General features: G+C 60.0%; 22 protein-coding genes and 1 tRNA gene. 10 read left to right on the forward strand and 13 right to left on the reverse strand.

Translation table 11 applies throughout. From position 1 onward, the window contains the following. Nucleotides 1–338 precede the first annotated feature (338 nt). Nucleotides 339–1,622: an NAD(P)/FAD-dependent oxidoreductase gene (locus AC07V0_RS22345; protein WP_018928085.1), complete on the reverse strand. Its 1,284-nt coding sequence runs from the start codon at nucleotides 1,620–1,622 to the stop codon at nucleotides 339–341. A gap of 183 nt (nucleotides 1,623–1,805) precedes the next feature. Between AC07V0_RS22345 and AC07V0_RS22350 the strand changes: the two genes are divergently transcribed. Together AC07V0_RS22350 and AC07V0_RS22355 are read left to right on the forward strand one after the other, a co-directional pair. Continuing rightward, a tRNA-Val gene (locus tag AC07V0_RS22350) sits at nucleotides 1,806–1,882 on the forward strand. Between the two features lie 202 nt (nucleotides 1,883–2,084). Next, nucleotides 2,085–2,552 carry an anti-virulence regulator CigR family protein gene (locus AC07V0_RS22355; RefSeq protein WP_007935023.1) on the forward strand — a complete coding sequence of 156 codons (468 nt, stop codon included), beginning with the start codon at nucleotides 2,085–2,087 and terminating at the stop codon, nucleotides 2,550–2,552. A gap of 244 nt (nucleotides 2,553–2,796) precedes the next feature. On the opposite strand, the gene AC07V0_RS22360 is transcribed toward AC07V0_RS22355, so the two are convergent. Then, nucleotides 2,797–3,261, reverse strand: coding sequence for a hypothetical protein (locus AC07V0_RS22360; RefSeq protein ID WP_495019932.1), 465 nt, complete (start codon nucleotides 3,259–3,261; stop codon nucleotides 2,797–2,799). Nucleotides 3,262–3,576: 315 nt separating this feature from the next. Here AC07V0_RS22360 and AC07V0_RS22365 point away from each other — a divergent pair, with 315 nt between their 5' ends. Then, nucleotides 3,577–4,032 carry a DUF2214 family protein gene (locus AC07V0_RS22365; protein ID WP_018928082.1) on the forward strand — a complete coding sequence of 152 codons (456 nt, stop codon included), beginning with the start codon at nucleotides 3,577–3,579 and terminating at the stop codon, nucleotides 4,030–4,032. A 193-nt stretch (nucleotides 4,033–4,225) separates the two neighbouring features. Here AC07V0_RS22365 and csrA read toward each other — a convergent pair whose 3' ends face one another. Then, the gene (gene csrA, locus AC07V0_RS22370; protein WP_007938114.1) at nucleotides 4,226–4,420 is read right to left on the reverse strand and encodes a carbon storage regulator CsrA; all 195 of its coding nucleotides are present in this window, start codon (nucleotides 4,418–4,420) and stop codon (nucleotides 4,226–4,228) included. 250 nt (nucleotides 4,421–4,670) lie between these two features. Here csrA and AC07V0_RS22375 point away from each other — a divergent pair, with 250 nt between their 5' ends. Continuing rightward, complete coding sequence (locus AC07V0_RS22375; RefSeq protein WP_064616994.1) at nucleotides 4,671–5,036, forward strand: SPOR domain-containing protein; 366 nt, start codon at nucleotides 4,671–4,673, stop codon at nucleotides 5,034–5,036. A gap of 95 nt (nucleotides 5,037–5,131) precedes the next feature. Here the strand turns inward: AC07V0_RS22375 and AC07V0_RS22380 are convergent, their stop codons facing one another. From AC07V0_RS22380 to ftrA, 5 genes are all read right to left on the reverse strand, one after another. Further along, a complete protein-coding gene (locus AC07V0_RS22380) occupies nucleotides 5,132–6,595 on the reverse strand; it encodes a GDL motif peptide-associated radical SAM/SPASM maturase (RefSeq protein WP_064616995.1) in 1,464 nt (487 codons plus the stop codon). 170 nt (nucleotides 6,596–6,765) lie between these two features. After that, on the reverse strand, nucleotides 6,766–7,347 hold the full coding sequence (locus AC07V0_RS22385; protein ID WP_018928079.1) for a DUF1842 domain-containing protein: 582 nt from the start codon (nucleotides 7,345–7,347) through the stop codon (nucleotides 6,766–6,768). A gap of 54 nt (nucleotides 7,348–7,401) precedes the next feature. After that, the gene (locus tag AC07V0_RS22390) at nucleotides 7,402–8,037 is read right to left on the reverse strand and encodes a DUF1842 domain-containing protein (RefSeq protein ID WP_018928078.1); all 636 of its coding nucleotides are present in this window, start codon (nucleotides 8,035–8,037) and stop codon (nucleotides 7,402–7,404) included. 41 nt (nucleotides 8,038–8,078) lie between these two features. After that, nucleotides 8,079–8,267: a DUF1843 domain-containing protein gene (locus AC07V0_RS22395; protein WP_018928077.1), complete on the reverse strand. Its 189-nt coding sequence runs from the start codon at nucleotides 8,265–8,267 to the stop codon at nucleotides 8,079–8,081. Nucleotides 8,268–8,495: 228 nt separating this feature from the next. Further along, nucleotides 8,496–9,467 carry a transcriptional regulator FtrA gene (gene ftrA / locus AC07V0_RS22400; RefSeq protein ID WP_019649323.1) on the reverse strand — a complete coding sequence of 324 codons (972 nt, stop codon included), beginning with the start codon at nucleotides 9,465–9,467 and terminating at the stop codon, nucleotides 8,496–8,498. A gap of 101 nt (nucleotides 9,468–9,568) precedes the next feature. Here ftrA and AC07V0_RS22405 point away from each other — a divergent pair, with 101 nt between their 5' ends. Continuing rightward, nucleotides 9,569–10,003, forward strand: coding sequence for a rhodanese-like domain-containing protein (locus AC07V0_RS22405; RefSeq protein ID WP_477744443.1), 435 nt, complete (start codon nucleotides 9,569–9,571; stop codon nucleotides 10,001–10,003). Nucleotides 10,004–10,110: 107 nt separating this feature from the next. Here the strand turns inward: AC07V0_RS22405 and AC07V0_RS22410 are convergent, their stop codons facing one another. After that, entirely contained in the window at nucleotides 10,111–10,785 is a 675-nt protein-coding gene (locus tag AC07V0_RS22410; RefSeq protein WP_495019933.1) for a type 1 glutamine amidotransferase, read from the reverse strand. A gap of 321 nt (nucleotides 10,786–11,106) precedes the next feature. On the opposite strand from AC07V0_RS22410, the gene AC07V0_RS22415 reads away from it, so the two are divergent. The 3 genes from AC07V0_RS22415 (at nucleotide 11,107) to AC07V0_RS22425 (ending at nucleotide 13,965) form a co-directional block, all read left to right on the forward strand. Further along, nucleotides 11,107–11,886 carry an ABC transporter substrate-binding protein gene (locus tag AC07V0_RS22415; protein WP_018928073.1) on the forward strand — a complete coding sequence of 260 codons (780 nt, stop codon included), beginning with the start codon at nucleotides 11,107–11,109 and terminating at the stop codon, nucleotides 11,884–11,886. Nucleotides 11,887–12,007: 121 nt separating this feature from the next. Further along, nucleotides 12,008–13,120 (forward strand): succinylglutamate desuccinylase/aspartoacylase family protein, encoded by a 1,113-nt coding sequence (locus AC07V0_RS22420; protein WP_457326972.1) that lies wholly within the window; start codon nucleotides 12,008–12,010, stop codon nucleotides 13,118–13,120. A gap of 128 nt (nucleotides 13,121–13,248) precedes the next feature. Beyond that, complete coding sequence (locus AC07V0_RS22425; protein WP_018928071.1) at nucleotides 13,249–13,965, forward strand: alpha/beta hydrolase; 717 nt, start codon at nucleotides 13,249–13,251, stop codon at nucleotides 13,963–13,965. 11 nt (nucleotides 13,966–13,976) lie between these two features. Here the strand turns inward: AC07V0_RS22425 and AC07V0_RS22430 are convergent, their stop codons facing one another. Beyond that, nucleotides 13,977–14,564, reverse strand: a complete 588-nt coding sequence (locus AC07V0_RS22430) for a DcrB/PsbP domain-containing protein (RefSeq protein ID WP_111453801.1) — start codon at nucleotides 14,562–14,564, stop codon at nucleotides 13,977–13,979. A gap of 108 nt (nucleotides 14,565–14,672) precedes the next feature. Continuing rightward, nucleotides 14,673–15,455: a hypothetical protein gene (locus tag AC07V0_RS22435; protein ID WP_457326973.1), complete on the reverse strand. Its 783-nt coding sequence runs from the start codon at nucleotides 15,453–15,455 to the stop codon at nucleotides 14,673–14,675. A gap of 147 nt (nucleotides 15,456–15,602) precedes the next feature. Here AC07V0_RS22435 and AC07V0_RS22440 point away from each other — a divergent pair, with 147 nt between their 5' ends. Further along, nucleotides 15,603–16,922 carry an Nramp family divalent metal transporter gene (locus AC07V0_RS22440; RefSeq protein WP_086945471.1) on the forward strand — a complete coding sequence of 440 codons (1,320 nt, stop codon included), beginning with the start codon at nucleotides 15,603–15,605 and terminating at the stop codon, nucleotides 16,920–16,922. A gap of 16 nt (nucleotides 16,923–16,938) precedes the next feature. On the opposite strand, the gene AC07V0_RS22445 is transcribed toward AC07V0_RS22440, so the two are convergent. Next, nucleotides 16,939–17,835: a LysR family transcriptional regulator gene (locus AC07V0_RS22445; protein WP_018928067.1), complete on the reverse strand. Its 897-nt coding sequence runs from the start codon at nucleotides 17,833–17,835 to the stop codon at nucleotides 16,939–16,941. Between the two features lie 110 nt (nucleotides 17,836–17,945). On the opposite strand from AC07V0_RS22445, the gene AC07V0_RS22450 reads away from it, so the two are divergent. Continuing rightward, complete coding sequence (locus AC07V0_RS22450) at nucleotides 17,946–18,548, forward strand: NADPH-dependent F420 reductase (protein WP_018928066.1); 603 nt, start codon at nucleotides 17,946–17,948, stop codon at nucleotides 18,546–18,548. A gap of 190 nt (nucleotides 18,549–18,738) precedes the next feature. On the opposite strand, the gene AC07V0_RS22455 is transcribed toward AC07V0_RS22450, so the two are convergent. Further along, nucleotides 18,739–19,917, reverse strand: a complete 1,179-nt coding sequence (locus AC07V0_RS22455; RefSeq protein ID WP_457326974.1) for an acetyl-CoA C-acetyltransferase — start codon at nucleotides 19,915–19,917, stop codon at nucleotides 18,739–18,741. Nucleotides 19,918–19,925 lie beyond the last annotated feature (8 nt).

Raw genomic sequence — 19,925 nt, forward strand, 5'->3', positions numbered from 1 at the left:
GCGGTAGTTCAGTCGGTTAGAATACCGGCCTGTCACGCCGGGGGTCGCGGGTTCGAGTCCCGTCCGCTGCGCCATATCTGCCTCAAGGCCCACTGAACGCCTTGAAGCTACGAAGAAGGCCGTTGGCAATCTTCGAGTCTATAGCAAAGACCCTGGTCGAAAGACCGGGGTTTTTTGTGCCTGCGATTTGGCTTTTTCTTCTTTCGCGCCTTTGCGCTCTGATCCTTCTGCATCCAGCCTCGGCGCTACAACGGCCGAGTCACTTTGCGCGCCACTGACATCTGTTGGGCTTCGACGGCGACTTCGCTACAAGAAGTCGCCGCTCCTGAGTCGGTCGATCAGACCCCGAGCTTGTCCCGCAATCCGTAATACCAGGCGCCCAACGCTGCGAACGGTGTGCGAAGCAATTGCCCGCCGGGGAACGGGTAGTGGGGGAGGTCGGCGAAGGCGTCGAAGCGTTCAGCCTGACCACGCAATGCTTCGGCCAATACCTTGCCCGCCAGGTGCGTATACGTCACGCCGTGGCCACTGCAGCCCTGGGAGTAGTAGATGTTATCGCCCAGTCGCCCGACCTGAGGTAGACGTGACAGGGTCAGCAGGAAATTGCCGGTCCAGGCGTAATCGATCTTCACGTCCTTGAGTTGCGGGAAGGCCTTGAGCATCTTCGGTCGAATGATCGCCTCGATGTTCGCCGGGTCCCGCGCGCCATACACCACGCCGCCACCAAATATCAGGCGTTTGTCGGCGCTCAGGCGGTAGTAGTCGAGCAGGTAGTTACAGTCTTCGACGCAGTAGTCCTGAGGCAGCAGGCGCTTGGCCAATTCATCGCCCAAGGGTTCGGTGGTGATCACTTGAGTCCCGCAGGGCATCGACTTGGCCGCCAGCTCCGGCACCAGATTGCCGATGTACGCGTTGCCGGCGACGATGATGAACTTGGCCCTGACCTTGCCCTGAGGCGTATGCACCACCGGGTTGGCACTGCGCTCGATGCGCACTGCCGGCGATTGCTCGTAAATAGTGCCGCCCAACGACTCCACGGCTGCTGCTTCGCCCAAGGCAAGATTGAGTGGATGAATATGCCCGCCACTCATATCGAGCATGCCGCCGACATATTGATCGCAAGCCACTACCTCGCGGATGCGACGCTGATCCAACAGCTCAAGCTGCGTGTGACCGAAACGCTCCCACAGGCGCTTCTGAGACTCCAGATGGCCCATCTGCTTGTCGGTAATGGCGGCGAACACACCGCCATCCTTCAAGTCGCACTGGATATTATATTTGGCCACTCGTTCACGAATGATCCGCCCACCTTCGAACGCCATCTGCCCCAGCAACTGAGCTTGCTTGGGGCCGACGCTGCGCTCAATCACATCGATATCACGGCTGTAGCTGTTAACTATCTGGCCACCGTTGCGTCCCGACGCACCGAAACCGACCTTGGCGGCTTCCAGCACCGTAACCTTGAAACCGTTTTCCAGCAGGAACAGGGCAGAGGACAGGCCGGTGTAACCGGCGCCGATTACACAGACATCAGTCTCTACATCATCCTGCAAGGCCGGGCGCGCTGGCGCTGCATTGGCCGACGCGGCGTAATAGGACTCTGGGTAGGGAGTGTTCGCCATCCTGCAGCCTCTGTTTAATATATTTTACGAGTGCATTGATCCTACCCGAGTTAAAAATCGACCGCCAGCCACCGGAAAATCTTCTTTGCCACAGCGAAATTAAATATTTTGCATATTCATAGGGTTAGGTGAAAAAAAGGTGTTGACACCCCTCCGGAATTCCGTAGAATGCCGCCTCACAGCAGGCACGTAGCTCAGTTGGTTAGAGCACCACCTTGACATGGTGGGGGTCGTTGGTTCGAGTCCAATCGCGCCTACCAAACAAAATCCGCTCTGCTGGGCGGTCTGGAAGGGCTCACCGAAAGGTGGGCCATTTTTTGTTGTCCGCGATTTACCTGGCTTTTGCAAAATCCTCAAAAACGCCAACTCGGCGCCTTACTTCCAGTAAACACTGTTGCTGAACTAATACCGCCATAGCCGTCTACATTCTTCAGGGGACATCCCCTTTCGGAGAGAACGGATATGTTTAGATCTCGCTCGTTGATCGCCGCTATGACGTGTCTTGCCTTGGTGTCCGGTTCAGTGACTGCATTGGCCGACCCGGGAAACGGGAAAGGCCAGGGAGGTGGCAAGGGAAATCCACAATACAACCAGGACCATGGCAACTCCGGCCATGGAAACAAAGGGAAAGGTTCAGGGGGGGACGATTGGAGTCACGGCCCGAGCATCAACCACGGTAGCGTCCTTGGCATCGTGGGTGGTTATCGTGACTACTGGAGCCCCGGGCCCGCCTTGCCACCCGGTATTCAGAAAAACCTCGCGCGCGGTAAACCTCTGCCGCCGGGGATCGCCAAAAAACTCGATGGCCGTCTGCTCGGCCAGCTTCCCCACTACGATGGCTATGAGTGGCAGCAGGCTGGCACTGACTTGATTTTGGTGGCCATCGCTACCGGGATCATCTACGAGGTGCTCAATGGCGCATTCGATTGAAGTGAGGGCGATAAATTTCAATCGCGCCCTTGCCGCATAACGACCAGCAACATCGCGGGAAGCAGTGTGCCGGTTCGATCACTGCACATTGCTTGCCCGCTGGTCGCCGGCCTTTGAACTGTGTGGGGGGGATACGGTCAATTATTCCGTGCAATATCAACCTCCACGGAACCTCACCATGCTATTAAAAAACAAGAGTTTTGTTGCCGTCATGTCCTGCGTGATGATGCTTGCAGCCGCCCCGTTATTGCCCGCTGAACTGTCCATCATGAGCTCCGCCTACGCGAAGGATGGTGGCAATGGAGGTGGTGGCGGCGGTGGTAACGGTGGTGGCAATGGCGGCGGTAACGGCGGTGGTCATGGTGGCAACGGCGGTTCCGGCCATTCCGGCGGCGTCAGTAGCAATGGCCGTGGCGCAGGCTTGAGTAGCGACCATGTCGGCCTTGGTGCAGGCTTGAGTGGCACCCATGTCGGCCGTGGTGCAGGCTTGAGTGGCACCCATGTCGGCCGTGGCGCAGGCTTGAGTGGCACCCATGTTGGCCGTGGTGCAGGCTTGAGTGGCACCCATGTCGGTCGTGGTGCAGGCTTGAGCAGCGACCACGTCGGCCGTGGCGCAGGCTTGAGCAGTGATCACGCCGGCAAAGCCGTCCGGGACCGTGGCGTCAATGGCAACCACTTTGGTAGCGAACGTAACGGTGACCGTGGCCATGGCGCAGTCACTTCGGGCATTGCGCATTCCAGGGATACGCGAGGAGTTGCCAAGGCCTCTGCCATTTCGGCCACTACGCCTGGCGATCACAACACGAAAGGGTTGAGCAGCGCTCGTACTTCGATCTCGAAACGACTGGATTAAGTCCAGGACTCTCAAAAACCGGGTATCCATCAGGAACCCGGTTTTTTTTCGCCTGCAATTTGCCCGATGGCGAGGTGCGGGAGATCAGCCCAGCTACATGCGTGAGCAAATTCGACACGATGGACTACTACTGTAAGGCTGATTCAACTTTGTCCTGATGGGAGTATGTCGATGCTGGCTCACTGGTTTCTGGCGGCGGTTCACCTCTTGGCCTTTGGTCTGGGTTTTTGGGCTGTACTGACCCGCGGTACGGCGTTACGTCGTCTGAGTGCCGGGGCAGGGGACGCTCGCCGTGTTTTGATTGCAGATAATCTGTGGGGGATCTCTGCAGTCACTCTGCTGATCACGGGTGGGCTACGAGCCTTTGGCGGGTACGAAAAAGGCACTGATTACTATCTTCACCAACCCCTGTTTCATCTCAAGATGACGCTCTTGGTGTTCATCCTGTTGCTTGAGATTGCACCGATGGTGACGCTGATCAAATGGCGGATTGCGCTGGGGCGCGGCGCGGCTATCGATACCGGCCGCGCAACGCTGTTTGCCCGTATCAGTCATATCGAGGCGCTGTTGCTGGTGCTAATGGTCGTGGCGGCCACGGGCATGGCGCGTGGTGTGACGTTTGGCTAACCGGGCAGGGGAGCGCTCTTTCTCGCTGCAAATCCGAAACGTCTGACAGTCATGGCAGGAGCCAGGGCAGTAGTATCGGCTCCGTGTTGCGATGGCATCGCAAAGAGAGACGGAGCGCAGAACGATGCGGCACTTGAATCTTAGCCAGCCGTTACTCGAGGCAGAATGGGCTGGCTACTGACTGCAGCAGGATTCAGGGCGTTTGCGGCTTGTCCGGGGCGGTCAGGCCAGCCTGGATGCGTTGATAAATTTCTTCGCGATGCACCGCAACGTCTTTCGGGGCGTTGATGCCAATCCTGACTTGCTGGCCGCTAACGCCCAGGATGGTGATCGTAATGTCATCACCGATGTTTATGCTTTCACCGACTTTGCGGGTGAGTATCAGCATGGTTTTCTCCTTGATTGCTTTGTAGGGCACCTGATTCGGACAGTGCAGAGGTCGGTATTAGATATAGATTAGTGCGAAGTTTCACGGTTTGGGTGCCTCTTTCTGACGCGCAGATGCTGCATTAATTCCCAAGGTGTAACTATACAGAGGCCGCCACCATCATTCTCGTTGTTTTGAGCCCATTTTGCGGCACTCGGGATGGATCCGTGGATGTTAAAATCGCCGCTTTAAGCATTCGGAGGAAAGCGTTGTGCGCAAAATGGTCTTGGTAATCGCGGTACTGACGCTGGCCGGATGCGGTGAGGATAAAGGGGTTGACGCTCAAAAGCCGCAACCGGCAGTCGCCTCCGTTCCCGCGGCGGTAACGGGCCCGCAGTGGGATGTCGAAGTGCGCGGCGAGACACCCCAGGCGGTCAGTGACCTGAGCGGTTGGTTGATTGAGCACAGCTTCGTTCCCAACGTCGTGAAGGAAAATGGAAAGGTTCGTATTCTGGTCGGACCGTTCGGTTCGCAGGCCGAGGCGCAGGTCAGGCAAGCTGAAATAACGGCGGCGCTGACCCGGGCGAAAAAGATGAACATCGAATCGCTGATCGTCGAACACCCGACGGCTCAGTAACCGTCCTTTTCGCAACGCGCAGACCCGCATGCCGGGTGATGTGCCAGGGAAGCGATCTTCGAGGTCGCTTCCCTGGTGATGCGTCGGCATAAACGTCACATCAAGTTATTTTGCGGCAACCCCAGCAGGCCGGTCAGGGTGTTGATGATCGCTTGTTGCCGGGCACGGTCTGTCTGGTGCACGGCTTCCGCGGCGGCGACATCAGCGTCGCAGTGGGGGCACGTCACTTCGTGTGCATGGATGTACTGCAAGCAGCCACGACACAGCGCCAGTTGCGGTGGAATACGTCCTTCGTCAGGCGATTTCTGGCCCTGGTTCGCCCAGGCCAGTTTGATCACCTGGCCGCTGTCGCTGACGCTGTTCACCTTCTCGCCGGTATCGATGCGCTCGGTAATCAGATCAAAACGTCCGACGGCGAAGGAGGTTTTTGCCGCGTCCTCGAGTTTGACGATGCGCTCGCGTAACCCGCGTTTTTGCAGGTCCAGCGCGCGGTAATGGCAGTAGGGATTATTGCCGGGTTTGCCGAGCAGGGAGTGCGAGGTCCAGGTGCAGCCGCCACGGCAGACGTCGTTGTAGTAACAGCCTCGGCAGTAGCCCCACAGGTCGTCGACCGACCGCAGGCGGCCAAAGTGCATGCCTTCGCTGTAATGCCAGATATCGTGCAGGCTCATGTTGCGTACGTTGCCGCCCGAAAACCCCACCGTGGCCAATGACGGGCAACCCTTTACCGTGCCGTCGGCTTCCAGCGCCAGCACGGTCTGGCCGGCGGCGCAGCCACTCCAGTGCACACGTTCGTCGCCGAAGCCACGCCACATGTGCTCGTAAGGGCCGTAGTAACCAATATTGTTGCCCACGTTCATCAGCAGGCCGCGATCAACCCCTTCGCGGTAGAGGCGCGCCAGCAGCGGCATCACTTCCAGCAGTTGGTAGGGTTGCAACAGCAGCTCCGGGTGGTCGACGGCATTGCCCATGGCGACCGTCAGCTGGATCTGCCAGTGAGTGGCGCCGAGGTCGATGATCAGGTCCATCAGCTCGGGCAAGTCGGGCAACGTGGCCGCGCCGATTTGTGTGTTGACGCTCACCGCAAGCCCGGACTGTTTGGCGCGTCGCAGGGTGTCCACCGCCTTGTCGAACGAGCCCGGAACATTGCGCACTGCGTCATGCAGTGGGGCCAGTCCATCCAGTGACACACCGACGCCATTGAGTCCGGCGTCCACCGCTGCCTGCATTTTTGCGGGCGTCAGGTTGCGCCCACCCGTTTGTATCGCGCAATACATGCCGTGATCGTGGATAGCCTGGATCAGTTGGGTCCAGTCCTTGCGCAAATAGGCTTCACCGCCGATCAGGGTGATCTCGCGGGTGCCGAGTGCCGCCAGGGAATCGATAACGTCCAGGCACTCCCGGGTGTTCAGTTCATCGGGGCGTCGATGGCCGGCGCGTGAGCCGCAATGCAGGCATTTGAGATCGCAGGCCAGAGTGATTTCCCAGACCACATGCACCGGCACGTAGCGTTTGAGGTCGGTTTCACTGAGGTAGCGGGCAGGGCGACTGTCTGACATGGGAAATCCTTGCGCACCAACGCGTGCGCGGCACGAATCCATCGAAGTGTTCGCGCCTTCCTTGAGTCAATGGCGCGACCGGATTTACCTTTTGTTGTTGGTCTATAGCGCGGAGTCTGTGGGAGCGGGCTTGCCTGCTCCCACAGGGGGTTGCGCTTAACTGCCTGGGGTTAGCGGGCCTCCAGGCGGGCGATTTCAGCGTTCAACTGCTCCAGAGCGCTGCGCAGGGCACCGCTGTTGGCCAATTGCTGTTCACCCTGGCTCACCACGGACTTCAGTTGCGCCAGGTCACCGCTGGTTTGCGCCTGCTGTACCGCGACGGCATAGAGCGGCACCGCATGGTGCGGATGCTCTGGGCGCTCAATCACTGGAGCCTGGCTGACAGCTGCGTGTTTCACGTAATGCCAGATACCCTGGTCCTGGTACTTGTAGTCGACATAACCGCTCGCCCAGTCGGCGCCTAAAATGCCTTTCAAGCCGAAAGTCTGGGCGATCTGGCTGAGAGGGCCGCTCGGGCTGCCCGCCAAGGTGAGGATGATGTGGTTTTCGGCCGTCGGCACCAGTTTGGCCTCGGAGTATTCACCCCATACACGGGCACGGAAGTTGAGAGGCGGATAGGTGCTTTGGAAAATGCTGGCAACCCCGCTGACTTTTTTCTTTACGGTATCTACCAGCAGATCCAGGGTTAAAACCGGTGCGCCCAGTAGATGACTGCTGACATTCAGGCGGGTATGAAAAAGTCCGATTGACATGGTGCTACTCCCTTATTTGTATTCTGGACAACTCGGGCATGTTTCGTGAGCGGGTCAGCGGCGTTCCTGCCGGCTGATTTCGCCCTTGGCCGTTTCAAGCGCGCTCTGCAGTTGGGGTTGCTGATCCAGTTGTTGTTGGGCCAGGCGGGCCAGGTTTTTCATCTGGGCCAGGTCACCGCTGGCAATGGCACTTTGAATCGGTGCGGCGTACAGCGGCATGATCGGTGGATAGGCTGGAATGACCGGGCCGGGCTCCAAAGGCACTGATTTATAAGCGTTGGAGGGTACCGCCTCGACAAGATGAGCGGGAGCAGTGACCTGGACCCACCGTTCACCATTGAAGTACTCGTAATTGGCGACACCTTCTCTCCAGTCGCTACCGACCACCAGATGCAACTTGAAATTCACGATTGAGTTCGAGCCTGGGCCGCCGTTATTGCCTTGAGCGGTGATCAGGATCTTGCTGACGCCAGGGCTCATGACCGTCAGGTAGGTGTATTCGCCCCAGACATCGGAGTGCACATCCAGTGGAGGGTTAGTGGCTTGAGTAATTTCGGCAGTGCCGCTTACCGTTTGATCTGGGGTAAAAACCAGAAGATTGAGTGCCAGGTTTTGTGCGCCCGCGGCCGAAGTACCAATTCGGTAGCAGAGTGGGAACAAGCCGACAGGTTGTTGATTGGAACCAGACATAATTATTGCCTCCATTGCAATAAGGGGCGCGGAAATAGCTATTAGTGCTTTTCCAGGCGTGCGATTTCCTTAACCAACTGCTCGTAAGCAGTTTTTAGCTCTTTATTTTCTGGTGTGGATGCATCGCGTTGTTTCAACAGCGTCTTCATTTGCGGCAGGTCGCCTGCCTTGATCGCGCCTTGGATGGCCACCCCATAGGGGGGCATGCTATGGCGAGTTGAAGTGCTCATAACGATTCCTTTCGTGGTGTTTGCGGGCACTGCTGTCATCAGCAGTTTTTGCAGTTAAGCAGGCGCCGATAAATATGCAATGGGCTGCATCGGAGTAATGTTTAATATTATTTTATTAATAGCGATGCGTTTGGGTATGAAGTGTTTGATATTAAGAATGGCGATAGATTAACGCGCTTTCTCATCATTCATTATTGTTGTTATCGCCATTGATAATGAGTGATGAATTCAAACAGCACTGACCTTGCGCCCGAACCGTTCCCGATACACCGAAGGCGGCACGCCGACCACGCTGCGAAATGCCACCCGGAAACTCTCCACCGAGCGATAACCGCAGTGCTGGGCAATCTGGTCAGTGTTTTGATTCGTGCTCTCCAGCAGCTCGCGGGCCCGGGCCAGGCGTTCATGCTGCAGCCACGCTTTGGGCGGCATACCGCTGGCTTCGGTGAACCGCCGCAGGAACGTGCGCTCACTCATGGCCGCCTCGCTGGCGAGGTCGCGAACCTCCAGTGGTTCATGCAGACGTTCCCGCGCCCACTGCATGACCCGCGACAGATCGCTGCGCGGCGTCGGGCTGACCGGTGACGGAATGAACTGTGCCTGGCCGCCGGTGCGTTGCGGCGACATCACCAACCGCCGGGCCACCGAGTTGGCCACCTGCGTGCCGAAATCCCGCGCGACCAGATGCAGGCAGGCATCGATGCCGGCGGCGCTGCCTGCCGAAGTGATCAACTGACCCGAATCGACATACAGCACGTCCGGATCCACCAGAATGTTCGGGAAGCGCTCGGCCAGTTCAGCGGTGTAGCGCCAATGGGTGGTGGCGCCGTGACCGTCCAGCAAACCGGTGGCCGCCAGTACGAATACCCCGGAACAGATCGACAGCAACCGCGCGCCTCGGGCATGGGCCTGGCGCAGCGCGGCGAGCAAGGGCTCCGGCACCGGTGCGCTGCGGTCGCGCCAGCCGGGGATGATGATGGTTCGGGCGCGCTCAAGCAGTTCCATCCCGCCGTCGGCCAGCACCTGAATGCCGCCCATGGCGCGCATTGGCCCTTGGTCGACGGCGACGATGCGGTGCTCGTACCAAGGGAAATCGAACTCTGGCCGCGCCAGGCCGAAGATCTCCACGGCAATGCCGAATTCGAAGGTACAGAGGCCGTCGTAGGCCAGAATCGCGACTAAACCTGGGGTGGGCTGCATTTGGCGGAAAATTCCCGGTGAGTGTCTTGTGCGCCACTGTAGCGGCAAGGCCGGAGCAGATAAAGTTTTCTCACACCCACTGAGACTTTGGAGTACAGCCCATGCCTAGCCTGGTTCGCGAGATTCCCGCAGCCCCGTCCGCCATCGCCCTAATGCACTTCAGCAATCGTCTGACCTTCGAAACCGATTGTTCCGACGTCTACAGCAGCCAAGAGGCCGGCGAGGTGGATTTTGTTCTGGTAGACGTGCGCGGACCGTTGGCGTTCGAACGCGGACATGTGCCAGGCGCGATCAACATCCCGAGTCGATTGATCACAGCTGATGGCTTGGCGGCCTATCCGAAGTCCACGCTGTTTGTGGTCTATTGCGCCGGACCTCACTGCAACGGCGCCAACAAGGCCGCGGTGAAGCTGGCGGCACTGGGTTACCCGGTCAAGGAGATGATCGGCGGGGTGACCGGGTGGCTGGATGAAGGGTTTGAGTTGAGTGTTGCGGTTGCTCACACCGCCAAGACAGTCATTGGTTGTGAATGCTGACGTTCAGATACAGGTGATCAAATGTGGCGAGGGGGCTTGTCGGAACGCCGCACCGCCCCGTTGGGTCGCGAAGCGGCCCCAAACCAGTCACTGCGATCCCCAAGGATTTACGACTGCTTCGCAGCCGAACGGGGGCAAGCCCCCTCGCCACAGGATACTGTCCACCATCCATCCAGCGTCACCCGCAACCAGTCAAACACCGTTGTATAAGCGGCGCTGTCTTGCGGCTCCCGGGGCAACGGTGATTCCTCGCCAAAGTGCTCATTGAGGATCGCCACCGATTCAGCATTCCATTCCGGGTGGAACTGCAACCCCACCCGCGTCGGGCCAACGCGATACATCTGCTGCTCACAAACCTCGCTGCTGGCCAGCAACTGCGCAGAGGGCGGCAGATCGATCGCGTCTTCGTGCCATTCCAGCACCTTCAGCGTCTGGCCATCGGCAAAGGTCACGGTAGTCCAGCCGGTTTCGGTGTGAGCCATCCGCCGCACATTGCCACCCAGGCTCAGCGCCAGCAACTGCGCCCCCAGGCAAATCGCGAACACCGCCGCGCCCTGATCCAGGCTGCCCGCCAGCCACTGACGCTCTGTTTCCAGCCATGCCGGCCCGGCACCTGATTCATAAGGCCCACCCAATAGAATCAGCGGTGCCGCGCTCACCGGCGGCAACTGACCGAGGTCGGCGCGAAACACGTTCAGGGTGATGCCTCGGGATCGGGCCCATTCGGCAATGGCGCCGGGGCCTTCGGCAGGATGGTGCTGGATCAGATTCAGCGCGGGCATCACGTTTCTCTTGTGGGGGCGGTTGGCGGGTCAATGTGAGGCAGAAAAAGGTTCATCGCCAGTGCGACTCTTCGATCGGATCAGTACCCGAAAATGTGTAGGTTTTGTCTGAAGCAAAGGATTGTCCTACAGTCCTTGCACCACCTCGGAGCACACTTCAAGTGCGTCGAATCCCTCGGCTTCTTTTTTATAAGTATTTGTCGCCTAAACACAATTTGCCCTCCTGTAGCCGCTCTAGACTGCCGGCCACTTCGGTCTTCACTAGCCGAAAGTTGCCAATCGAAAGCTGCCAATAAAAGCCTCCGCACACAGGAGTTATAAATGAAGAAGCGAGTGATGTTCGGTGCCCTGGCACTGTCGATGTTGTCCCTGACCGCCGTGGCCGAAGACGCCAAACCGATTCGCCTCGGGATCGAAGCCGGTTACCCGCCATTCTCGATGAAAACCCCCGACGGCAAACTCACCGGTTTCGACGTGGACATCGGTGACGCGCTGTGTGAACAGATGAAAGTGAAGTGCACTTGGGTCGAGCAAGAGTTCGATGGCCTGATCCCGGCCCTGAAGGTCAAGAAAATCGACGCGATCCTGTCGTCCATGACCATCACCGACGACCGCAAGAAGAACGTCGATTTCACCATCAAGTACTACCACACCCCGGCGCGCTTCGTGATGAAGGAAGGCACCAACGTCAAGGATCCACTGACCGAGCTCAAGGGCAAGAAAGTGGGTGTACTGCGCGCCAGTACCCACGACCGCTTCGCCACCGAAGTGCTGGTGCCGGCCGGCATCGACCTGGTGCGTTATGGTTCCCAGCAGGAAGCCAACCTGGACATGGTTGCCGGTCGCCTTGACGCGATGCTGGCCGACTCGGTCAACCTGGACGACGGTTTCCTGAAAACCGATGCCGGTAAAGGCTTCGCGTTTGTCGGCCCGACCTACGAAGACGCCAAGTACTTCGGCGGTGGTGCCGGTATTGCCGTGCGCAAGGGCGATAAAGAGCTGGCAGACAAATTCAACACCGCCATCACTGAAATTCGCGCCAACGGCAAGTACAAGCAAGTGCAGGACAAGTACTTCAACTTCGATGTTTACGGCCATTAATACGCCGTAGAGAAGTGGCCACCGTGGATGCGGTGGCCATTTTTTCATGCTGGACTTTGTGGGTGCGGGCAGGCTTGCTCCCACAAGAATGGCCTCATCGCACAGATATTCAGGAGTCCCCATGCAACGCATCGATCATTCACTGCCCTGGAGCCATCTGGGGACTGAACGCACGCTCAGCGTGTTTCGTTATGGCGCGGGTACTCGCAAGGTTTACATCCAGGCCAGTCTGCACGCGGACGAACTGCCGGGCATGCGCACTGCCTGGGAACTGAAGAAGCGTCTGGCCGAGCTCGAAACCCAGGGGCAACTTCAGGGCATCATCGAACTGGTGCCGGTGGCCAATCCCATCGGCCTCGATCAGCACCTGCAAGGCAGCCACATGGGTCGCTTCGAATTGGGCAGCGGCAAGAACTTCAACCGCTCGTTCGTTGAACTCAGCGCACCGGTGGCTGAGTTGATCGGCGATCAATTGGGGGGTGACGCCCAGGCCAACATCGTACTGATTCGCCAGACCATGGGGCAGGTGCTCGATGGTCTGCCGGCACCGCTTTCGCAATTGGAAGCCATGCACCGCTTGCTGCTGCGCCACGCCTGCGAGGCCGACATCACCCTCGACTTGCATTGCGATTTCGACGCGGCGATTCACCTGTATGCCTTGCCGCAGCATTGGCCGCAATGGCGCTCCCTGGCGGCTCGCCTGAAGGCCGGGGTGGCGTTGTTGTGTGAGGATTCCGGCGGCAGCTCTTTCGATGAGTCGTGCTCTACGCCGTGGTTGCGCCTGGCGCGGGCCTTTCCCGAGGCTGCGATCCCGCCGGCCAACCTGGCGACCACGCTGGAGCTGGGCAGCATGGGCGATACACGGGTCGATCAGGCCCAGGCCAATTGTGAGGCGATCCTGGGGTTCCTCGCTGAACAGGGTTTCATCACCGGCACCTGGCCGGAAGCGCCAAGCGAATGCTGTGAGGGCCTGCCGTTCGAAGGCACCGAGTACCTGTTTGCACCGCATCACGGGGTGGTCAGTTTCCTGCGCAATTCAGGTGAATGGGTGGAGCGGGGCGACGCGTTGTTTGAAGTAGTCGATCCATTGAGCGACCGGGCCACCACCGTGTGCGCCGGAACCAGCGGCGTGCTGTTTGCCATCGATCGCGGACGCTACACGCAACCGGGCACCTGGCAGGCGAAAGTCGCCGGACGTGAGCCGATCCGGGTTGGGAAACTGGTCAACGACTGACGTCCCGACGCGATTCAACATGTAGGCGCTGCTTCTTGCGGGGGCGCGGTGCATCAGAGGGAAACGGTGCATCGGCGGAAGAGATGTTAGGCTCTGCCCCGAATCCTGCGCGCTGTGAAGGAAGGTTTATGTTGAAGTTTCTCGCTCTGCTCACGCTCCTGGCGTCCACCGCCGTCCACGCTGAAATCCCGCTACACACCGATCTGCCGCTCAAGTACCTGGAACAGGCCAACGTTGAATCCCGTAACCAGCCCTTGGTGATTTTCCTGCACGGTTACGGCAGCAACGAGCAGGACCTGTTCGGCATCAAGGATGAATTGCCGCCGCAGTACACCTACCTGTCGGTGCGGGCGCCGATGACGTTGGAAGAGGGCAGTTACCAGTGGTTTCGCAAAAAGGGCGAGGGCGCCTATAACGGCGAGACTGACGACCTGAAAACCAGCCGCCAGGTGCTGCTGGATTTCGTCGCACAAGCGGCAAAGAAATATCACACTGAAACGGACAAGGTATTCCTGGTGGGTTTCAGCCAGGGCGCGATCATGTCCTATGAAGTCGCGTTGCGTCATCCCGAGGCGGTGGGCGGCATTGCGGCGTTGAGCGGGCGCATCCTGCCGGTGCTCAAGTCCGAACTCAAACCGGATGAAAAACGCCAGCCGCTGGCGATTTTCATCGGTCATGGCACCGCCGACAAACGCCTGCCCTACACCGACGGCACTGAGGCCGACAGCCTGTTGCAAAGCCTGTCACTCAAGCCCGAGTTCCATGCCTACGAAGGCGTCGGCCACAGTATCAGCGCCACCGAGATGCAGGATTTGAGCGCCTGGTTGCAGCGCCTCAATCCCTGAGCCGGTCGGGTTTATTTGCCGGTGATGATCTGGTTCACCAGCGTTTCGTGGCCGGTTTTGTCGTTGGGACGGGAGATGACCTGAATGATGGCCATGCGAGTGCCAGAGGCGGCCATCAGCGAGGTGTCGAGGGTCATGCCGCCGCCTTGGGTGGCGGTGCTGTCGATCTGTCGCAGGCCCAGCCCCGTGCTTTTCTGGGTCAGGCTTTTTTCGCTCAGCTTGTTGAAGTCCGGCAAGGCGTTGCGTTGCTCGGTGGCGAAGGCGGACACGGTGGCGTCGAGGAACTCACCGTCGTTGTCCTTGACGTTGGCGCCGCCGGGAATGGTGTTTTCAGCGGCAATCACCACGGTTTTAGTGGTCTGGTTGGTGTACATCGTGCCCGTCGCCCCGGCGGTACCGGTGGCCGCGTCGCCGGCGGGCAGCGGATTGGCGATGAAGCCCTTGGGCAGGGTGAAGGTGAACTTGCCGCCGAGCATCGAGACCTTCTGGGTCGGCGCTTTGTCGCTGGAAGTGGCCTTGGCCGCCTGCGCATTCAAGGCCCCCAGGCTGGCAGCCGCTGTCAGCAGCAGAACAACGGCTTTTTTACTCAACAATGACATTCAAACTCTCCGTGGGATGGTCGCGCTATGACGGCGATCATCCCATGGATTGCGATTTGTAGCAGCAGCCTCGCAAGCTCGACAGCTGCTACACAAGGCGTGTGGTGATCATCGTTGCCGTTCGTTGAAACGATAAGGCGCCGGGCGCAATGCCCGTTGTTTAGTCACCAACAGCATCCCGAGCGAGGCGCCTATCCCCAATGCAAATCCCATCCAGCCGAACCTCGGCAACGCCAACGCCAGCACCAGACAAAACGCCGCGAACGAATACATCCCGGTTGCCGTGGCCCTGAGCAACGCCGCCGTAAACGCTGGCCCGCGAGTCTGCTGGGAAAACACCGCCATCACACTGCCCAGCACCGGGAACACTGCGAGCAATCCGCTCCAGCGCTCGCCGACGGTGCTGGCCAGCAGCGTCACGGCCAACGTGAGCAGGGCGCCAGCCATCATGCGCAGCAGCAGTTTGTCGGATTTGGGCGCCGGGCCTGAAACGACGGGTTGCACCGAGGGAAACAGGTACGGCGCGGCCAGCAACGCGGTGGCGGCGGCGATCACCGAGAGCGCCAGCGATGGCGGGATCAGCGACAGCACAACAGCCACCGACGCCCAGACCAGCAGCGCCATCGTTAGCGCCCACGGCCAGCTCAAGCGTTGTGCGACCTGGGCATACGTCACGCAGAAGGCAATCATCGCGAACATGGCTGACAGCGCCGCCGTTGCCGCTTGAGCGGCGAACACATGGCCTTGCTCGATGGCGAGGAACAACAGAATCGGCCCGACCACCACCGGCAACCCCGACAGCCAACCGGCCACGCTTGGTCCCCAGCGTTTACCGGCCAGGGAAATCAGCAGCAGAAACCCCGGGATCACCAGCAGCTTGAGCATCAGCACGCACGCATCTCCATTTGTGTGTGCCGGTCACGTTAGCATTGCGGGCGATGGATTGCTTAAGGCGGTCTCTGCGCAAGCGTTGAGCGCCTACACCCGGGTGCGCGAAACGTCTAAGCTGCGCGCTCCCACCTGTTGACGGATGCTTGCGTGAAATTCAGTTTGCCCAAAGTCGGCACCGCGCCGTTTTGCCCACCGGAAGTGGCCGGCACGGTTGCCGTTGACCCTGGTGCTTCGTTCTACAAGCGCGTTCTGCGTTTTGCCGGCCCCGGTTTGCTGGTGTCCATCGGCTACATGGACCCGGGCAACTGGGCCACGGCCATCGAGGCCGGTTCGCGGTTTGGCTATAGCCTGTTGTTCGTGGTGTTGCTGGCGAGCATGGCGGGGATGGTGGTGCAGTGTTTGTGCTCGCGTCTGGGTATCGCCACCGGGCGCGACCTGGCGCAGTTATGCCGGGAGCGCTACAGCACGCGGACCGCACGGACCCAGTGGCTGCTGGCGGAAATTTCGATCATCGCCACCGACCTTGCCGAAGTGCTTGGCTGCGCCTTGGCGTTCCACTTGCTGCTGGGTTGTTCGCTGACGTTTGGCATCGCGCTCACCGCGTTCGACACGTTGCTGGTATTGGCCCTGCAAAATCGCGGCTTTCGTCGGCTGGAGGCGATCATGCTGGTGCTGGTGGGCACTATTGGCGCGTGTTTCTTCGTCGAACTGCTGCTGATCAAACCCTATTGGCCGGATGTCGCTCGCGGTTTCACACCGTCACTTTCGGTGATCGGCGATGCGGCGCCGTTGTACCTGGCCATCGGTATTCTCGGGGCCACGGTGATGCCGCATAACTTGTTCCTGCATACCTCGATCGTGCAGACGCGGATGATCGGCAAAGACCTGGCCAGCAAGCAGGACGCGGTCAAACTGGCGCGCATCGACACCATCGGCTCCCTGGCCCTGGCACTGCTGGTCAACGCGGCGATCCTGATTCTTGCTTCCGCGGCCTTCCACAAGACCGGGCACACCGACGTGGTGGACATCCAGGATGCCTATCACTTGCTCGATCCATTGGTGGGCGGGGCGTTGGCCAGTGTGTTGTTTGGTGTGGCGTTGCTGGCGTCGGGGCAGAGCTCGACCTTCACCGGCACCATCGCGGGCCAGGTGATCATGGAGGGCTACCTGAACCTGCGCTTGCCCTGCTGGCAACGGCGCTTGATCACTCGCGGGCTGGCGCTGATCCCGGCGTTTATCGGCGTGTGGCTGATGGGCGACGGGGCAATCGGCAAACTGCTGGTGTTGAGTCAGGTGGTACTCAGCCTGCAACTGCCATTCGCGTTGTACCCGTTGATTCGCATGACCAACGATCAGACGCTCATGGGGCCGTTTGTGAATCGGCTGCCAACTCGGGTGTTGGCGTGGGGATTGTTTACGGTAATCAGTGCGGCCAACAGCTGGTTGATTTTGCAGTTTGTGGGCTGAGTCATTCTTTTGATCTTCACCCCCGCTCAAACGCCTCAACCAGATAATCGATAAACACCCGGGTCTTGGCCGGCATCAACGTGCGGCTCGGGTAATACAGCGAGATCGATCCCGCGTCGGCATGCCAGTCCGGCAACAAGCGCAGCAGTTCGCCGTGCTGGATATGGGCGATGACATCGGGCGACACCAGCAGCGTCACACCAAGGCCGAGCAGGGCCGCTTCACGCATGGCGGCAGGGTCATTGAGCACGATGTTTTCACTCAGCTCGGCGCTGGCTTCATTGCCCACGCTATCCCGCATCACCCATTGGCGCACCCGCCCGGTGCGAATGCCGCGCATCACAATGCCGTTGTACTGAGCCAGGTCCGCCGGGCTGCTGGGCAGGGTGCGTCCGGCCATGTACGCCGGTGAGGCCACCGCCACCACATCCGCCGCTGCCAACGTCCGCGAGACGACCCCGGGTGTCAGCTCGAAACCGCCGCCGATGGCGGCGTCATACCCTTCGGCGATCAGATCGACCTGGCGGTTTTCAAAGTGCCATTCCAAGCGAATCAGCGGGTAGCGCGCCAGAAATTCCGGTAACAGCGGCAACACGTGGTCAATGCCGAACGTCGGCGCCAAGCTGACCTTGAGCACCCCCGCCGGCTCCCCGCGATCACTGGACACTGCACTGATCGCCGTCTGCAGCGCCTGCAGATTGCCGCCGATGCTGGCCAGAAAGCGTTCTCCGGCTTCGGTCAGTGACAGCTTGCGGGTCGAGCGCTGGAACAGCCGCACACCGATATTGCGTTCAAGCATCGCCACGTTGCGGCTGACGGCGGCGGGCGTCAGTGCGAGCAACCGTGCGGCGGCGGAGAAGCTGCCGGTTTCAGCGCTGCGCACGAAAGATTCGAGGTTGGCGAGTGTTTCCATCTCAGACACCTGATATTGATACTTGAAGATTATTCAACTCATTACCGTCTAATAAAGTAGTAATGGCAAGCGCAGTATTCACTCCACCAACCCACTACGGAGTGAACACCATGAGCACTATCGGAATCATCGGCGCCGGCGCCATCGGCACAGCCTTCGCCAAAGCATTGTCCCGTCAGGGCATTGAAGTCGTCATCGCCAACAGCCGCGGCCCGGAAACCCTGGCCTCACTGGTGGAAGAACTCGGGCCGACGGCGCGGGCCGGCACCCGTGAAGAAGCGGCCGCGCAGCCGATCGTTCTGGTCGCGGTGAACTGGTCGAAATTGCCAACGGCACTGGCCGGATTGCCGGATTTCGGCGGGCGGATTGTCATCGACGCGAACAATTCGATCGAGGCGCCATCGTTCAAAGCGGTGGATTTGCAGGGCCGTCCGTCCAGTGAAGTGTTTGCCGAATGGGTACCTGGCGCGCGGGTGGTCAAGGCCTTCAATCACCTTCAAGCGCATCTGCTTGAGAGTGATCCGGCGGCGGAGGGTGGGCGGCGAGTGTTGTTTCTTTCTGGTGACGATGCCGAGGCCAAGGCTCAAGTGGCAGCGCTGATCGAGCGATTGGGCTTCTTTGGAATCGATCTGGGCGAACTGAGTGTCGGGGCGCGGCTGGTGCAGTTCCCGGGCGGTCCGTTGCCGGTCTTGAACCTGGTGAAATTTGCCTGAGGGCCAGAGGTTTCCAGCCGTTGTGGTGAGGGGACTTGCCCGCGAAAGCGGTGTGTCAGGCGACATCAATGTTGACTGTGCCGCCGTCGTCGCGGGCAAGCCACGCTCCCACAGGTAACCGAGTGCTCTCGGGAGAATGCGGTCACCTGTGTGCGAGCCTGCTCGCGATGAACGACAACGCGGTCTCGGGCTAGCGCTCGATCGCCAATGCCACGCCCTGACCACCACCAATGCACAGGGTGGCCAGGCCTTTTTTGGCGTCACGCTTGATCATCTCGTGCAACAAGGTCACCAGCACCCGGCAACCCGATGCACCAATCGGATGACCCAGGGCAATCGCGCCACCGTTGACGTTGACCTTGCTCAGGTCCCATTCCAGGTCCTTGGCCACCGCCAGGGATTGCGCGGCGAAGGCTTCGTTGGCCTCGATCAGCTCCAGTTGATCGATGGACCAGCCGGCCTTGTCCAGGCAACGACGGGTGGCGCTGACCGGGCCGATGCCCATGATCGCCGGGTCGACGCCCGCGTTGGCGTACGCGGCGATTTTCGCCAGCACCGGCAGGCCGAGGGCCTTGGCTTTTGCGGCGCTCATCAGGATCACCGCGGCGGCGCCGTCGTTCAGCGACGAGGCGTTGCCGGCGGTCACCGAGCCGTCCTTCTTGAAGGCCGGTTTCAGCTTGCCCAGGGACTCGGCGGTGGTGCCGGCCCGCGGCTGTTCATCGGTGGCGAAGGCCAGTGGATCGCCCTTGCGCTGGGGGATCAGGATCGGGGTGATTTCATCGACGAAACGCCCGGCTTCGATGGCGGCCACGGCTTTTTGTTGCGAGGCGGCAGCGAAGGCGTCCTGGGCTTCACGGCTGATGCCGTACTTGTCCACCAGGTTCTCGGCGGTGATGCCCATGTGGTAATCGTTGAACGCATCCCACAAACCGTCGCTGATCATCGTGTCGACGATCTGGCTGTGGCCCATGCGCAGACCGGTGCGGGCGCCCGGCAGCACGTAATTGGCCAGGCTCATGTTTTCCTGGCCACCGGCGATGATCACCTCGGCATCGCCGCAGCGAATCGCCTGCGCCGCCAGGTGCAGCGCTTTGAGGCCCGAGCCGCAGACCTTGTTCAGGGTCATGGCCGGTACGGCGTGGGGCAGGCCGGCCTTGATCGCAGACTGGCGCGCAGGGTTTTGCCCGGCGCCGGCGGTCAATACCTGGCCCATGATCACTTCATCGACCTGCGCCGGGTCCAGATCGGTTTGCGCCAGCAACTGGCGGATCACCGCAGCACCGAGATCAACCGCGGACACATTGGCCAACGCGCCCTGGAAACTGCCGATGGCAGTGCGAGTGGCAGCAACAATCACAACGTCTTGCATGGACGGAT

The organism is Pseudomonas sp. GW821-FHT01E10 (assembly GCF_059422365.1).

Bases quoted from the DNA above. Each gene is read 5' to 3' on its own strand.
- AC07V0_RS22360 (WP_495019932.1), bottom strand. From the start codon at position 3,261: ATGGCCACGGTCACCGTTACGTTCGCTACCAAAGTGGTTGCCATTGAC.
- AC07V0_RS22405 (WP_477744443.1), top strand. From the start codon at position 9,569: ATGCCTAGCCTGGTTCGCGAGATTCCCGCAGCCCCGTCCGCCATCGCC.
- AC07V0_RS22355 (WP_007935023.1), top strand. From the start codon at position 2,085: ATGTTTAGATCTCGCTCGTTGATCGCCGCTATGACGTGTCTTGCCTTG.
- AC07V0_RS22430 (WP_111453801.1), bottom strand. From the start codon at position 14,564: ATGTCATTGTTGAGTAAAAAAGCCGTTGTTCTGCTGCTGACAGCGGCT.
- AC07V0_RS22420 (WP_457326972.1), top strand. From the start codon at position 12,008: ATGCAACGCATCGATCATTCACTGCCCTGGAGCCATCTGGGGACTGAA.
- AC07V0_RS22395 (WP_018928077.1), bottom strand. From the start codon at position 8,267: ATGAGCACTTCAACTCGCCATAGCATGCCCCCCTATGGGGTGGCCATC.
- AC07V0_RS22415 (WP_018928073.1), top strand. From the start codon at position 11,107: ATGAAGAAGCGAGTGATGTTCGGTGCCCTGGCACTGTCGATGTTGTCC.
- AC07V0_RS22445 (WP_018928067.1), bottom strand. From the start codon at position 17,835: ATGGAAACACTCGCCAACCTCGAATCTTTCGTGCGCAGCGCTGAAACC.
- AC07V0_RS22425 (WP_018928071.1), top strand. From the start codon at position 13,249: ATGTTGAAGTTTCTCGCTCTGCTCACGCTCCTGGCGTCCACCGCCGTC.
- AC07V0_RS22380 (WP_064616995.1), bottom strand. From the start codon at position 6,595: ATGTCAGACAGTCGCCCTGCCCGCTACCTCAGTGAAACCGACCTCAAA.
- AC07V0_RS22455 (WP_457326974.1), bottom strand. From the start codon at position 19,917: ATGCAAGACGTTGTGATTGTTGCTGCCACTCGCACTGCCATCGGCAGT.
- AC07V0_RS22385 (WP_018928079.1), bottom strand. From the start codon at position 7,347: ATGTCAATCGGACTTTTTCATACCCGCCTGAATGTCAGCAGTCATCTA.
- ftrA (WP_019649323.1), bottom strand. From the start codon at position 9,467: ATGCAGCCCACCCCAGGTTTAGTCGCGATTCTGGCCTACGACGGCCTC.
- csrA (WP_007938114.1), bottom strand. From the start codon at position 4,420: ATGCTGATACTCACCCGCAAAGTCGGTGAAAGCATAAACATCGGTGAT.
- AC07V0_RS22390 (WP_018928078.1), bottom strand. From the start codon at position 8,037: ATGTCTGGTTCCAATCAACAACCTGTCGGCTTGTTCCCACTCTGCTAC.
- AC07V0_RS22410 (WP_495019933.1), bottom strand. From the start codon at position 10,785: ATGCCCGCGCTGAATCTGATCCAGCACCATCCTGCCGAAGGCCCCGGC.
- AC07V0_RS22345 (WP_018928085.1), bottom strand. From the start codon at position 1,622: ATGGCGAACACTCCCTACCCAGAGTCCTATTACGCCGCGTCGGCCAAT.
- AC07V0_RS22365 (WP_018928082.1), top strand. From the start codon at position 3,577: ATGCTGGCTCACTGGTTTCTGGCGGCGGTTCACCTCTTGGCCTTTGGT.
- AC07V0_RS22450 (WP_018928066.1), top strand. From the start codon at position 17,946: ATGAGCACTATCGGAATCATCGGCGCCGGCGCCATCGGCACAGCCTTC.